We start from the raw sequence: 14027 nt of genomic DNA on the forward strand, positions 1-14027 counted from the left end.
CCAAACTATCTCTCCACATCCAGCAACCATTCCATCCTACTGACTAAACTGTCATTCGGGTCAATTCTAGCCGCCTTTTCCAACGCCTCTTTTGCCAACTCACTCTCACCCAGACTCCAATAATCAATGGCCAAATTAAGTAATAAGGATCTAGACCTGGGAGCAATATCCTCATCACTCAATCTCTTCACCTCATCCAAAAGCTTCGTTTCTGGCCATATCAAGTCTTCAATCTCGCTCGATGCTCCCAAGACAGGGGAGTCCTTACTCATATATTTCTCACCCAATCGATACTCTTTCTCAGCCACTGTATAGTCAAACCTCTTTGCTGATTCACGTGCCAAATCCCAGTGGGCTAGGGTAGAGTAGGGGAACTGTCCAGTCCGGTGCTGCTCTTTTCTCAGCTCGTCATTAACTGGAAACAGGTTCAAACTAGCTATAACCATCATAACCAGGACAGGGATCAGACCTACTAGACTTTTAAATATAGGTGAGTCTACTAACCCATCAGACTTACCCACCCTCAATCGTCTGCGTTTAGCCGTAATTCTGTTTTTTATGGCCACTCTTCTTTTCACTTTTTCATCATATCATCGTACCCAGGCCACGAACTTGCGATCAGAATCCCTTCCTCCTCGTTCAGATTTTGCCAAACAAACTCAGTCACAAATGGAACAAAGGGGTGAAGTAACTTCAAAAACACTACTAATCCGTTTTTAAGCTCACCTGCTGATATAACTCCTTCTTTACCTTGTTCAATACACTTATCGCAGTACCAGTGCCAAAACTCGTTATACACCGTCTCGGCTGCCAAACCAACTTTCAAATCGTCCAGCTGCTTTTCAACCTTAGTTACTACTTTACTAAGGCGCTTCCTGAACTTTTCATCTCCCGGCGCCTGATCATTATTCTTACCAACATCACTCATCTTCACAAACCTAGCCGCATTCCAGATCTTATTTGCAAAATTACGCATTCCTCTTATCGTTTCTTCACCCACATTCTTATCAGTTCCAGGTGTCGAACTCATCACCAAAGCCATGCGTAAAGCGTCAGCACCATACTTATCGATCATGTCGATCGGGTTAAGCACATTACCCTTTGACTTACTCATCTTCACTCCTTTTTCATCTCGCACTAACCCATGCAAATAAACCTGCTCAAACGGTATCTGGTCAGTCAAATAAATCCCCAGCATCAACATCCTCATTACCCAAAATACCAAGATGTCATATGCCGTCTCCATCACCGTAGTCGGATAATAATACTCAAAATCGCCTGGCTTATTGGTTTTTAACGTCAACACTGGCCATTGACCCGAGCTAAACCAGGTATCAAAAGTGTCCTCCTCCTGAACAAATCCGTCCCCTGGTTTTGTCTTACTCACCACATAATCCTCTCCATTACCATCCTCCTTGTACCACACAGGCATTCTAATTCCCCACACAATCTGCCTACTTACATTCCAGTCGCGGAGATTACTTAACCAATGCCTCAGGATTTTTTCTCTTCCCGGACCATGAATCCTGATCTTGTTTTGATCCAGTGCCTCGATCGCCCGTTTCGCCAACGGCTTGACCCTGATAAAAAATTGTTTCTTAGGTAATGGCTCAATTGCTCTTCCGCATCGATAACAAGTTCCCACTCGACTCACATAATTCTCATCGACCTTTTCTATCAAACCCTTTTTCTCAAGCTCCTCAACTACCATCTCTCTCGCTTTGTCTACTTTCTCACCGGCTAACCATCCCCCCAACTCAGTAATCCTACCTTTTTCGTCAATAGCCTGTCTTTTTGGTAGACCATGTCTCTCTGCCACTTCCCAGTCGTTATGATCATGAGCGGGTGTTAGTTTCACCACGCCTGTGCCAAAATCAGGATCCACGAAACTATCTTCAATAATCTCCATTTCCTCACCACTCAATGGATTAATTACTTTTTTTCCGACAAGACCCTTCTTGCTCTCATCATTCGGATTAACAGCCAAGTGTGTATCTGCAAATATTGGTTCTGGCCTGACTGTCGCCACTACCACAAATTCTTTTGGGTTCTCAACCAGGGGATAGCGGATATAGTACAAAGGAACTCTTCTTTCTTCATACTCCACCTCTAAATCCGAGTAGCTTGTTCCACATTTTACACAGTAATTAACCAACTTCTCGTCACGATAAATCAGGCCATCCTTGTTTAGTTTAATAAAGGTTTCTTGTGCCAGCTCAACAATATCTTTATCAAGAGTAAACTTATATCTACTCCAATCTGCACTTGCTCCTAATCGCTTCATTTGCTCGATAGCTGTCTGGCCATTCTTCTGAACATAGTCCCACAACATCTCATAAAGCTCCGCTCTAGAAAAATCAAATCTACTTTTACCTTCTTTAGCTAATTTTTTTTCAAAAACATACTGCGTCTCAATACCTGCATGATCTGTTCCAGGTAACCACAAGACTGCGTCACCTTTCATTCTGTGGTATCTAACTATGATGTCCTCAATCGTCACAAACATGGCGTGACCCACATGCATTGGATCATTAGCATTTGGTGGTGGCATAATCACACAAAACGGCTCCTGACCCCTCTTTTTTGCCTCTTTTGCCTCGGGAGCCGCAAAAATACCCGACTGCTCCCATTTTCTATATACTTTCTCCTCATTATTTTTAAACTCGTATGTCTTGTCCATTTTCGTTTTGATAAAAAATTATTTAATTTATTTCTTTCTTACTTCATCATATTGTACAAACACAAAAAACACGCTACCTGCGTGTTGTGGTTTCCCAAGCTAAAAAGGAAAGGTACCAACCTCAACCATACTCAACTCCAGCTGTAACGGGCCTACCCGGAAAGCTCTACTCCCTATCTCAAACAACTAATAGGTTTCTTCTTTCAGCTATCGGATGACTAGTCCAATCATCGCCGTTACCGCCATTCTACCATAGCCTCCGTTCAAACCGTCTGTCCTTATCGCCTCGCACTCTCTCCGCCAAAGGCAAAAGATACATAATCAGCCAAAAATATCCAAACCTGGATCAGGATTCAATTCAAACACATCTGCCTCCTTTGGTCTTAATACTGCCGCGGCACCAATCATCGCCGCATTATCAGTGCAATACTTGATTTCAGGCACGTACATCTCCACCCCCAACTCATCACATATTTTCTTAATTTTTTTTCTCAGCAGCTTGTTTGCCGCTACCCCTCCTGCCAAAAGAACACTTTTAGGATGTTTTCCCTTTATTGCCTTTTCAGTTTTCTCAACCAGACTCTCCACTACCGCCTCATTCACCTCTTTTGCCAACCCTGCTCTATCACTCTCATCTAACTCACCTCTACTTTTTACCTCGCGCAACAACGCCGCCTTAAGACCACTAAAACTCATGTCATATCCAGACCCACCCTTCAGTGGCCTAGGTAACTTCACTCCAATAGACTTCGCATTTTCGGCCACTCTTTCAATCGAAACACCACCTGGGTAGGGTAGACCTAAGGCTCTTGCACACTTATCAAAACACTCTCCCGCCGCGTCATCTCGAGTCCCTCCTAACTCAAACCATTCACTCATATTCTCAAGCCAAACCAAATCTGTATGACCCCCACTAACCACCAGTCCGACTCCAGGTAGTTTTGGCTCATCATCAATCCAATTTGCCAATAAATGTGCCTGCATATGATTAACCGCCAACAACTTCTTTTGGTGTACATAAGCTAAGGTTTTTGCCGTTTCCACCCCCACTAGTAAACTACCCATTAGCCCAGGACCATAAGCCACCGCAATCGCCTCCAGGTTTTCATATTTCAATCCAGCTTTGTTCATCGCCTCCTCTATAACCGATCCAATCACTCTCAACTGTTCTCTCGCTGCCACTTCGGGCACAATGCCACCATATTTGTTATGCATCTCAGCCGAGCTAGCTGTTACATTTGCTATCACCTCCACACCATTCCCACTCTGTTTCTTTTTCACAACCGCTGCACCAGTTTCGTCGCACGTACTTTCTATTGCCAAAATCATCTTTATTGCCCCCCAGTACCTCTCAGGTATACTGCCTGCCAAGGTCTATAATTACTATAAAAAGTCTCATCCTGAAGCACCTCTCCATCTCTGGTCACCTTGTATTCAAAACTTGTCTTAGCTCCCCACGCTGCCCAATCAATTTGCTTTATCACTCCCGCCGGTAAGCTTGGATCGTCTTGATACAACGGTGGTGGGGGAGCCGACTGTCCCCAAACCTTAGGTTCGCCCAACGTCACCTCTCTTCCATCATCAGTTCCATACAACTCAAATACTAGCGTCCGTTCGGCCTCGTTTACTATCGCTTGAATCAATATATAACCCGGTGTATCGTTCCTAAACTTAAAATCAACACTTGGATCATATACTGTCGCATCAATCCCTGGTTTGGAATCCTGTTCATAGTAAGAAACCCGATATGAATGTGGCTTTCTTTCAATTATTGGTAAACCAGCATCTAAAACGGATCTAAATAAAGTGGTTGACACCTGGCACACCCCACCACCATCTCCAAGCACTGTTCTGCCGCTACTAATTACATAAGCCGGTTTGTATCCAGTGGCTTGTGATACCTCGCCCAATGTTTGGTTAAACGAAAAAACCTCTCCTGGAGCCACCAAAGTCCCCCCTATTCTTCTTGCGGCCAATGATACGTTATGCACCCTGTTAATTATTGAATGAAGATAGGTTGACTTACCTCTTCCAATCAACTCCTTAATCCCCATGTTATTAACCTCCGCTGTCGACACTACAGGCTCCTTTTTCTCCACCGGTGTCTCTACTACAATTTTGTTTTTGCCGTTAAAGCTATCCAACGCCTCCACTAATCTATCCATCAAATCATCCTCTTTTACAGTTATCCCTTCCTTACCAGGGGCAAACTCAACTACCCTACCATTCTCAAATCTAAATACAGCGTTTTGTGGCTCACGATTAACCCCCTCAGAATACACAGTAACTAGCTCGCTAATTCTGTCGCGACTAGTTGCATCATCCCCGATTGCAATCATTCCAACCAACTCTTCTTCACCCAACACCCACTCATTATCTTCTAGTTTAACTATCAAACTACCACCTATTAATTTCTCCGCTTTTGTTATTGCCTTTTTTACCGACTCCTCACTCACCTCAGTTCTCAACTGCTTCACCGGTAAGGTGATTTCTCGATCATCGAGCCAAGCGCGATGTTCCAATATCATTTGCTTTAATCTATCCTCATCTACCTCCAAACCAGCCTGACCCTGCTCGTACACAATCTCTTTATCCCCACCAGCAGTTTCAATTCTCAAACTTGGCTTAATCTCTGTCACCTCTATCTCAGCTGATATACTCGCCACTACTGGTAACCACAGATCTTCATCAATTGATACCTCAAGGGGTAGATTAACCCCCTCAAAAAAACTTCTCTGAGCCTCTCCAAATCGCTCCCAAATATTTCCAGATCTAGCCACCATCCACGCCTGATTTATCGTCAACGGAACACTAATTTCAATTCCTAAATTATCATCATTTAGCCTCCATGCACGTTCTTCGTGTCTTATCACCAACTCTCTCTCACCATCTCTCTCTAAACGTGCCTCTAATACTTTAGCCGCCTGCTCTCCGGTCAAGTTTCCCACCTCAACTCCTGAAACCTGCACTCCCGGCACGATCTTGCCGTTATAAGCAGCAAGATATGCCATCACTATTACCAACATCAACACTACTCCAAAAACCACAATTCCAAGACCTTTACTGCCATATCTCACCATTTTCCATAAGTTAATCGCTTTCTTGTTTAAACCTTTCTTTTTTGGCATGTCCTCAATTGTATCAGTCAGCCGTATCACCGTCTTTTTCTTCGCCTTCATCATGATATACTCAAACCAATAACATACTCTTTCCTATGCCCGATTTTCCAATGCCGCCCGACCAAAATCAAGATCCCAATCAAAATTCTAATCCTGACCCAAATTCACAAGACACCGGGCCAATTCCTTCTCCTCTAAACATCCCTCCACCCCCCTCGGACTTTACTCTTGACTCATCCACCCCCCCTAACACGACAGAATCATCACCTACTCCTCAAGAAGCATCCCCACCACCCTCTCCTGGCTCACCTACCCCGTTCTCAGACCAAACACCGCCTTTCCAGGACAATACCAGTCCCAACTCAACTCCGCCTCCACCTCCTGCATTTCCAACTTCCGCCTCACCTTCTTCTTCCATGCCACCGGCTGATCCACCGCCACCTCCTCCTCAAGAAACACCTACTCCTGCCACTACTCCTAAAAAATCACCATTCAAATTTTTAATTCCTATCATTCTCGGACTTGTTATCCTAGCTGTCATTGCCTTCGTTGTAATCAAGTTTGTTCTGCCCGGCTCCTCCAACCAAGCTTCATCAGAAACTACTCCCACATCGCCTAATACCAAAACCACTACGATCACCTACTATGGACTTTGGGAGCCGCCAGAGGTTATGCGTGTTGTCCTTGATGAGTTTGAACGACAAAATCCCAGTATCAAAGTTGATTATCAAATGCAACAATCCGCCGACTACCGAGAGCGATTACAAACCCTACTTACTCAAAAAGACCCACCTGACGTTATCCGTTTTCACTCTACCTGGATACCACAACTTATCTCTCATCTTAAACCAGCTCCAGAAAACATCATTACTCCAACTGAAATTGATGCCAACTTCTACCCAGCTGTAAAAGACCTTGTCGTTATCTCCAATCAAGTCTACGCCGTTCCCGCGACTCTGGAAGGCCTTGGTTTATATGTCAATCAAGAAATATTCAACTCCGCCCAAGAATCTGTCCCTACCACCTGGGTTGATTTAAGAACTGTCGCTAAACGACTAACCCAAATAGATCCTAATACTGGCCAGATTTCTCGTGCTGGTATTGCTCTGGGTACTACTACCAATGTTGACCACTGGCCTGACATCGTCTCACTCATGTTGCTTCAAAACGGAGTTTCCATGTCAAGCTTGACTCCCACTAATCGGGTTTCTGAAGTTTTACGCTACTACACTTTCTTTACCAAAACTGATGCAGTCTGGAGCAACAACCTTCCCTCCTCGGTTCAGGCCTTTGCTGCCGGAAAAGCTGCCATGATTTTAGCCCCTTCCTGGCAAGCCATTACCATCAAAGAACTCAACCCCTCTCTCTCCTGGAAAATCTACCCCGTACCCCAGTTACCCGACGCTCCAGTTGTCACCTGGGTCAATTACTGGGTTGAGGGAGTTCCTAAGAACGCTTCTCACCCCAACGAAGCTTGGAAGTTAGTTAAATTCCTCTCCTCATCCCAAGCTCAACAGCTTCTTTTTGACACCGCAACCAAGCAACGAGGCTTCGGCCAGGCTCCAGCTAACAAAGCCCTTGCCAGCACTATTGCTACAAATCCAATAGTCGGCCCTTTTGTTACCCAAGCCGCAACCGCCAAAACTTTTTACACCACCAGTCTCACCCATGACGGCACTACAGGTATAAACTCCAGACTAAACAAGTACCTTGAGGACGCTATTAACTCTCACCTCTCTGGAGCTAATGAAGCCTCAGCTGTTACCACTCTCCAACAAGGTTTTTACCAAGTACTCTCTCAATACAACCTTGTTTCCATCACCCCCACCCCTGCTAAGTAGACCCCATTCTCTCCAATGAAACCGAATCTGCGATCTGCCATTATCGTCACTCTTAACTATGCCCGTTTTTTTGATCTACCACTTAATCTGTCAGAACTTCATTTTTGGCTAATTTATCCCAAAACCATTAGCAAAGCCAACCTTACTCGTTCTCTTTCACGTCTTCCCCCCAGCTACACCTATAATCTAGATAAACCATCCCTCAGCCTTCGTCGTCAACGCCGCCAACTAACCAAACAAAAACTAACCCAACTCTCTCGTCATATACACCTTCTCTCATACATTCCTACCATTCGCTTGATCACCCTCACCGGCTCTCTTGCTGTTAACAACGCCAGGCCCAAAGATGATATCGATTTAATGATCATCACCACTCGTCACACTCTCTGGCTTACTCGTTTGTTAGTTACCATCTGTCTACTCCTTTTAGGTAAAAAACGTGTTCCTACCACCAACCGACCACAACCCAACACCCTGTGTATCAACCTTTGGCTTGATACCTCAAGTCTCGCTGTGCCAACCGCAAAACGTAATCTTTATACCGCACATGAAGTGCTCCAAGTTAAACCTCTATACGATCGCCATCAAACATATCAACATTTTCTTAATCAAAACTCCTGGACATCTCGATATCTTGCCAATGCATATCACCACCTAGTCCTTTCTACCAGATCAGACAACCCCAACCATTCTTCAGTGCTTAACGATCCCTGGACTCATATCCTACTTGCTCCACTCAACCTTATCGCCTTCTCTCTCCAATATCTCTATATGAAGCCAAAAATCACCAAGGAATCCATCTCTCTTCATGCCGCCTACTTTCATCCTCGCAATTTGTCTCCACGAATCAATGCCTTTCTCAAGTCTACAAACACAAACTAACTCGTCTGTTAGTCAAACTAACTATTTTTTGGTATCATACGTACATAAGTCCAGCCTCAGCTATCAGCACCAAAGACTGACCAAAGTCTTCACATTATTCAAAAACTGACAAACGCTAGACTCTACATAATATGGCCGATTTTGACAAACTTGTAGTAGGCTTTCTCGTTGACGAAGTAGTAGGTGGTTTTTTTGTGTCTGTCCCACCCGGGCATGTAGCCTGCATTTATGATCGAGGTGCAGGCGTCCTTCCTCGAGTTTGGGGGCCGGGTCTTCATCTAAAACTCCCTTTTTGGCAAGTCGCCAAGCTCTTTAATGCCCAGATTCTTGAATACACCATTAGGAAAGGTTTTGATATAAACCAGAAAGAAGCCTTAGGTGATGAGCCAATTACAACAGTTACCCAGGATGGCCATCCAATCTCCGTGGAAGGTTCTTTGCTCTTCAAAATCGACAAGGCCAATGCTCCAGAGCTCTGGGAAAACATCGGCGACAACTTTGTTAGCAAGGTGGTTCGCCCATTTGCCCGTTCCCGTATTGCTAATATCTTTACTCAAATCACCGCTGACCAGATTCGCTCATCACGAACCCAAGTAGAAGAAGCACTCAAGCAAGAACTTAATCGGCTTTTTGATGACAAGGGACTTATAGTTGAAGGAGTACTCCTCTCTGAAGTAAAGATTCTTGATCAATCAAACCAACCTCAAAAAGAAATTATTTTCGAAAATTCACCCTCTTCGACTCCACTTCCTACACATTAACCTCTTGTTCCCTTTATAATCATTCCTAAGCAACATCTTATCTGCTAAAAAAACACTATGTCTCGCACTGTCCTCGAGATTCGAACCGCTAAAGACTCTAAAGAAACTCCTGAAGCTACTGTTCAGCTTCTATCAAGCCTATCGGGCACTTTAAGTACCAGTTTCTGGCAACGTTTCCAGAACAAACAACCAACCCTTTCTCTCGAAATTGCTAGCCTCAACCAACGTGTCTTTTTCATTGTTACCTGTGACTCTCAAACTGCCCCGCTAGTTAAAAGCCAGATCGCCGCCCAATATCCTACGGCTGTTATCACCCCTACTCAAGACTACTTAGGTACCTGGTCTCGTTATGGTACCCAGTCTGCATCACAAATTACCTTAAGCGCACCCTATTATCTACCCATAAAGATCTACTCAAAATTTACTGATACAGATCCGTTAGCTGCCCTTCTTGGAGTTCTTGGTAAAACTCAACCAGGTAGCGCCGCCATTATTCAAATCCTTCTTACTGCAGCTCCCTCCAACTGGGCGAGCACAGGCAAGAGCGTTATTCAAAAAGGAGTAAGTTCTGACCCGGAAACTTTCAAACCTCATCCCCAACAAGCCCTCATTGAAGAAAAACTTTCCACCAAAGCCTTTCACGTTGGCATTCGTCTCCTTGGTGTCAGCCCACAACATTCCCAAGCACAACTTCTGGTATCTCAGATGAGTAGTGCTCTCGGCACTTTTGCTTTATCTGAAGGTAACTCATTAGTCCCAACCAAAACTAGCTCAACCTCCAACCTCATTGCCTCCATGGTTGCTCGCGATCCCCGATTTTTACCCAAAAACCAATACCTCAATGTTCTTGAACTAGCTTCTTTGTATCATTTTCCTGGTGAAAGCCTCTCCGGACTTCGTAACATCGCTTGGGGCAAAACCATTAAAGGCGAAGCTCCAGACAATCTTCCCACCAAAGACACTCTTGACCCCACCATCCTTAAAGACACCAATTTTTTTGCCCGCACCGAATACAAAAACCAACTAGCCGACTTTGGTATCAAGCTTCGAGACCGTCGTCGTCATTTCTATATCCTAGGTAAGTCTGGTACCGGAAAGTCAACTCTCCTGGCTAATATGGCTATCTCCGATATGCATAATAATCAAGGTTTTGCCGTCATTGATCCTCACGGTGACCTGGTCGAGCAGACTCTACTTGATTATGTCCCAGAGCATCGTCTCGCTGACATCGCCTATCTCGATCCAGCCGATGCTCAGCACCCATTTCACTTGAATCCTCTCGAGGTTAAGCGACCAGAGCACAAAGAATTAGTTGCCTCGGGTATTGTCTCGATTTTTCAAAAAATCTTCCATTATTCCTGGGGTCCTCGTCTGGAATACATCCTAAGAAACACCCTTATGACCCTAGTTGAAATAGAAGGATCAACCCTGCTTGACATTCCCAAATTACTCACCGACAAAAATTTCCGAACTCAACTTGTCACTCAGCTCAACCCCGAAACCCACCAAGTCCTCATCGAGTTCTGGACTCGCGAGTTCGATCAATATGGTGACAAACTGAGAAACGAAGCCATTGCTCCCATCCTTAATAAAGTTGGCCAATTCATTGGCAGCCCTACCATCCGCCAAATCTTAAAAAACCCCAAATCCAGTATCGATCTGGAATCAATGATGAATCAGGGTAAAATCGTCCTACTCAATCTATCCCAGGGTAGGCTAGGGGAGGATAACGCCACTTTGCTTGGCGCCATGTTTATTACCCAATTTCAACTAGCCGCCATGAACCGCATCAATATTCCTGAAGAACAACGCAAAGACTTCTTTCTCTACGTCGACGAGTTTCAAAACTTTGCTACCACCTCCTTTATAAAAATTCTTGCCGAAGCCAGGAAATACAGACTTGGTCTCATCCTTGCCAACCAATATACTGCCCAACTTCCTGAAGAAATCCAAAAAGCTATTTTTGGTAACGTTGGCACCATCGCCACCTTTGTCATGGGCGCAGATGACGCAACCAGTATCTCCAAAGAGTTTGGTGAACTCTATACCGTTGACGACCTAGTCAATCTTGGCAAGTTCCAAATCATTACCAAATTAAGTATCGACGATCGCATCAGCAATCCCTTCCCTGCCTACACCCTCCCCTTACCAGATATCAAAAATCAAAACCGACCCCGAGTGCTCGAAGCATCCCACTCTCAATACTCACAACCAGTCGATCTCACTCCCGTCTCAACTCCATCACCCAGTTTGCCTCATCCCATGCCTCAACCCCAGACGCAGTCAAACCCCACCTCGGACGCCAGACCACCCCTTGATCTGTCTCAGTTAGAACTCGGCAAGGTCTATTCCGGCATCGTCAAAAACATCAAAGACTACGGAGCATTCGTTGAAATTCTTCCTGGATACGAAGGCCTGGTTCATGTCAGTAACTTAAGCAAGTCTCACATTAAAAAACCTCAAGACTTGCTAAAAACCGGCGATCAAGTAAAGGTTAAGCTCTATGAAATTGATGATAAAAACAGGCTTAACCTAACCATGATTCTTGACCAGGAGCCATCAGCGACAAAATAAGTTATGATAAGCATCTCTGTTTAGTCCAATCATCAATCACCCTCTTGACACTCACTAACTGTCTCCCTAAAATAGCAATCGAATAGGTCGAGTGATAATCACTCGCTTTCTGTCTTCGAAATTATCAATTACACTAATAACTCATGTCCACACAATCAACCCTTACCCTTAACACCCTTAAGCCTACACCTGGCCATCTCTTAGTTCAGCCAGCTGATACTGAAAAACAAACCGCTTCTGGTATTTATCTTCCCGAATCTCACGACGAAGCTCCATTATACGGTACTGTGGTAGCCGTAGGATCTGATCTTCTTACTGAGTCCGGTACCACCATTAAAGCCCCCGCAAAAATAGGGGATATGGTTGTCTATAAAAAATGGGGCGGCAACGAGTTTACTCTTGGCCAAGTCGACTATCAATTTCTAAAGTTCGAAGATATCCTAGCCGTAGCTTCAAGCTCGAAAAAACAGTAACCACTCTCGAAAATAAATACAAATAATATTAATTAGTTTTACTATCCAATAACCATGTCAGCCAAACAAATCACCTACTCTGAAGAAGCCCGAAAAAAACTAAAAACGGGTGTTGATAAACTTGCCCGTGCTGTTGTTACTACTCTAGGCCCTCGTGGCAAAAACGTCGCCATTGATAAGAAATGGGGCGCTCCCGCTGTTCTTCATGATGGTGTCTCTGTTGCCAAAGAAGTCGAACTCGAGGATCCTTTTGAAAACATGGGCGCACAGCTTGTCAAAGAAGCCGCCGAAAAAACCAATGACGCCGCCGGTGACGGTACGACCACTGCCACTCTTCTCGCCCAACAGATAGTTGACGGAGGCATGAAGGCAGTTGCTGCTGGCAGCAACCCAATGCTTATGAAGCGAGGTATTGATAAAGCCGTTGCGGCAGTTACCACCGAACTTAAGAAAAATAGCAAAACAGTCAAGGAATCTGACTGGGAGGCGGTAGCTACTATTTCAGCCCAAAACCCTCAAATTGGTAAAACCATCGCTGACGCCCTTAGTAAGGTGGGTGGTAAAGACGGTCTGGTTGAAGTCGAGGAGGGAAGAGGTCTGGAGATCGAAACCGAACTTAAAGAGGGTATGTCTTTCGACAAAGGCTACTCATCCCCATATTTCGTGACTGATCCTGACAACATGGAGGCCGTCATCGAAGATGCCAGTATCCTTATTACTGACCAGAAAATATCAGCCGTTAACGACCTTCTCCCGTTCCTTGAAAACACCGTCAAAACCACCAAAAACCTCGTCATTATTGCTGACGATATCGAAGGTGAGGCTCTGGCTACTTTAGTTGTTAATAAACTACGAGGTACCTTTAATGTTCTTGCAGTCAAGGCTCCCGGGTTTGGTGATAATCGTAAAGAAATGCTTCAAGATATTGCCATTCTCACCGGAGGGTCATTTATCAGTGAAGATACTGGTCGAAAACTAGAGTCTGTCACTTTAGAAGACCTAGGTAGAGCTGATCGGGTAGTTTCCGACAAGGATGCCACTAGAATTATCGGTGGACAAGGAAGCAAAGACAGCCTTAATACTCGTATTGCTCAGCTTAAAAATGCTATCTCCAAAACCACCTCAGAGTTTGATAAGGAAAAACTTCAAGAGCGTCTTGCCAAACTCGCCGGTGGCGTTGCCGTTATTAAAGTTGGCGCTGCCTCCGAGACTGAGATGAACGAGCTAAAGGAAAGAGTTAAAGACGCTGTTGGTGCCACCAAAGCGGCCATTGAGGAAGGCATCGTCCCCGGAGGGGGAGTTGCTCTCCTTCGTGCCGCCAAAGTTCTCGATTCACTTAAATTCGATAACGATGACGAAAAGGTTGGTATCAAAATTGTTGCCGACGCTCTCTCTCAACCTCTCCGCTGGTTAGCCAAAAACTCTGGAGCCGAGGAGGGTTGGGTAGTTAAACAAGTTGAACAACACCCTGACAAATCTTATGGCTTCAATGCCGTCACCCTCGAATTCGGTGACATGCTATCCGCTGGCATTATTGATCCGGTCAAGGTTACCCGGGCTGCCCTCCAAAACGCCGCCTCTGTGGCCAGCATGATTCTTACCACCGAAGCGCTCATTACCGAGATTCCTCAAAAAGAAGGGGACAAAGACTCAACTCCCAATCCCGGAATGATGGGAATGTAAAATCAATTAGACTA

General features: G+C 44.9%; 10 protein-coding genes. 6 read left to right on the forward strand and 4 right to left on the reverse strand.

What is annotated here, in order from left to right:
* Positions 1-5 precede the first annotated feature (5 nt).
* The 4 genes from MICH65_RS01185 to MICH65_RS01200 form a co-directional block, all read right to left on the reverse strand.
* The gene (locus MICH65_RS01185; protein WP_161931603.1) at positions 6-578 is read right to left on the reverse strand and encodes a tetratricopeptide repeat protein; all 573 of its coding nucleotides are present in this window, start codon (positions 576-578) and stop codon (positions 6-8) included.
* Positions 575-2680, reverse strand: a complete 2106-nt coding sequence (locus MICH65_RS01190) for a valine--tRNA ligase (RefSeq protein WP_161931604.1) — start codon at positions 2678-2680, stop codon at positions 575-577. Before MICH65_RS01190 ends, MICH65_RS01185 begins: the two co-directional genes overlap by 4 nt.
* Before the next feature lie 321 nt (positions 2681-3001).
* Positions 3002-4051 (reverse strand): tRNA (adenosine(37)-N6)-threonylcarbamoyltransferase complex transferase subunit TsaD, encoded by a 1050-nt coding sequence (tsaD, locus tag MICH65_RS01195; protein ID WP_236870867.1) that lies wholly within the window; start codon positions 4049-4051, stop codon positions 3002-3004.
* Positions 4012-5808, reverse strand: a complete 1797-nt coding sequence (locus MICH65_RS01200; RefSeq protein ID WP_161931605.1) for a VanW family protein — start codon at positions 5806-5808, stop codon at positions 4012-4014. Before MICH65_RS01200 ends, tsaD begins: the two co-directional genes overlap by 40 nt.
* 86 nt (positions 5809-5894) lie before the next feature.
* Here MICH65_RS01200 and MICH65_RS01205 point away from each other — a divergent pair, with 86 nt between their 5' ends.
* The 6 genes from MICH65_RS01205 to groL all read left to right on the forward strand — a co-directional run bounded on the left by MICH65_RS01205 (position 5895) and on the right by groL (position 14013).
* Positions 5895-7640 (forward strand): ABC transporter substrate-binding protein, encoded by a 1746-nt coding sequence (locus MICH65_RS01205; RefSeq protein ID WP_161931606.1) that lies wholly within the window; start codon positions 5895-5897, stop codon positions 7638-7640.
* Positions 7641-7655: 15 nt separating this feature from the next.
* Positions 7656-8522, forward strand: a complete 867-nt coding sequence (locus MICH65_RS01210; RefSeq protein ID WP_161931607.1) for a hypothetical protein — start codon at positions 7656-7658, stop codon at positions 8520-8522.
* 131 nt (positions 8523-8653) lie between these two features.
* Complete coding sequence (locus MICH65_RS01215) at positions 8654-9283, forward strand: prohibitin family protein (protein ID WP_161931608.1); 630 nt, start codon at positions 8654-8656, stop codon at positions 9281-9283.
* 57 nt (positions 9284-9340) lie between these two features.
* The gene (locus tag MICH65_RS01220) at positions 9341-11857 is read left to right on the forward strand and encodes a type IV secretory system conjugative DNA transfer family protein (RefSeq protein ID WP_161931609.1); all 2517 of its coding nucleotides are present in this window, start codon (positions 9341-9343) and stop codon (positions 11855-11857) included.
* Between the two features lie 143 nt (positions 11858-12000).
* Positions 12001-12330 carry a co-chaperone GroES gene (locus MICH65_RS01225; protein ID WP_161931610.1) on the forward strand — a complete coding sequence of 110 codons (330 nt, stop codon included), beginning with the start codon at positions 12001-12003 and terminating at the stop codon, positions 12328-12330.
* Positions 12331-12384: 54 nt separating this feature from the next.
* Positions 12385-14013: a chaperonin GroEL gene (gene groL / locus MICH65_RS01230; protein WP_161931611.1), complete on the forward strand. Its 1629-nt coding sequence runs from the start codon at positions 12385-12387 to the stop codon at positions 14011-14013.
* Positions 14014-14027: the final 14 nt, after the last annotated feature.

Source organism: Candidatus Chazhemtobacterium aquaticus (assembly GCF_009936135.1).
In the GTDB taxonomy this organism is placed as follows: domain Bacteria; phylum Patescibacteriota; class Microgenomatia; order UBA1400; family Chazhemtobacteraceae; genus Chazhemtobacterium; species Chazhemtobacterium aquaticus.

What these genes read in the sequence shown, in the direction of transcription:
- MICH65_RS01200 (WP_161931605.1), bottom strand. Translation starts at nt 5,808, where the DNA reads ATGCCAAAAAAGAAAGGTTTAAACAAGAAAGCGATTAACTTATGGAAA.
- groL (WP_161931611.1), top strand. Translation starts at nt 12,385, where the DNA reads ATGTCAGCCAAACAAATCACCTACTCTGAAGAAGCCCGAAAAAAACTA.
- MICH65_RS01220 (WP_161931609.1), top strand. Translation starts at nt 9,341, where the DNA reads ATGTCTCGCACTGTCCTCGAGATTCGAACCGCTAAAGACTCTAAAGAA.
- MICH65_RS01215 (WP_161931608.1), top strand. Translation starts at nt 8,654, where the DNA reads ATGGCCGATTTTGACAAACTTGTAGTAGGCTTTCTCGTTGACGAAGTA.
- MICH65_RS01210 (WP_161931607.1), top strand. Translation starts at nt 7,656, where the DNA reads ATGAAACCGAATCTGCGATCTGCCATTATCGTCACTCTTAACTATGCC.
- MICH65_RS01225 (WP_161931610.1), top strand. Translation starts at nt 12,001, where the DNA reads ATGTCCACACAATCAACCCTTACCCTTAACACCCTTAAGCCTACACCT.
- MICH65_RS01205 (WP_161931606.1), top strand. Translation starts at nt 5,895, where the DNA reads ATGCCCGATTTTCCAATGCCGCCCGACCAAAATCAAGATCCCAATCAA.
- MICH65_RS01190 (WP_161931604.1), bottom strand. Translation starts at nt 2,680, where the DNA reads ATGGACAAGACATACGAGTTTAAAAATAATGAGGAGAAAGTATATAGA.